Below are 584 nucleotides of genomic sequence, written 5' to 3'. Positions count from 1 at the left end.
TGAGCGGGCCGTCGTGCTGTGCGTGGATGAGAAGAGTCAGATCCAGGCGCTGGATCGTTCCCAGCCGGTGTTGCCGATGATGCCGGGCATGCCCGAGCGACGAACGCATGACTACGTCCGCAACGGCATCACCAGCCTGTTCGCCGCCTTTGACATCGCCGACGGCACGGTGATCGGCGAGTTGCACCGCCAGCACCGCGCGGCCGAGTTCAAGAAGTTCCTGATCACGATCGACAAGACCGTGCCCGCCGAACTGGACGTGCATCTGGTCTGCGACAACTACGGCACGCACAAGACCCCGGCGATCAAAGCCTGGCTGGCCAGACATCCTCGGTTCCACATGCACTTCACCCCGACCGGTTCCTCCTGGATCAACCAGGTCGAACGCTGGTTCGGACTACTGGCCGAGCAGAAGATCAAGCGCGGCGCCCACAAGAGCGTGCGGGCGCTGGAGAAGGACGTTCGAGCCTGGATCACCGACTGGAACACCCATCCCCGGCCATTCCTCTGGACCAAAACCGCCGAAGAGATCCTCGAGTCACTCGCCCGATTTTGTCGACGGATTTCCGGCGCAGGACACTAGT

1 protein-coding gene is annotated in these 584 nt (G+C 62.5%); it reads left to right on the top strand.

Annotated features, from left to right (window positions below; all coding sequences use genetic code 11):
* Positions 1-583 (top strand): IS630 family transposase (locus ACFOSH_RS42490; RefSeq protein ID WP_378247224.1); only part of this gene is annotated, 583 nt, incomplete at its 5' end.
* Position 584 lies beyond the last annotated feature (1 nt).

Origin of the sequence: Amycolatopsis speibonae (assembly GCF_042647925.1) — a bacterium.
Taxonomy (GTDB): Bacteria; Actinomycetota; Actinomycetes; order Mycobacteriales; family Pseudonocardiaceae; genus Amycolatopsis; species Amycolatopsis speibonae.
The sequence above is the reverse complement of the archived record's forward strand: the minus strand, read 5'-3'. Positions and strand labels throughout refer to the sequence as shown.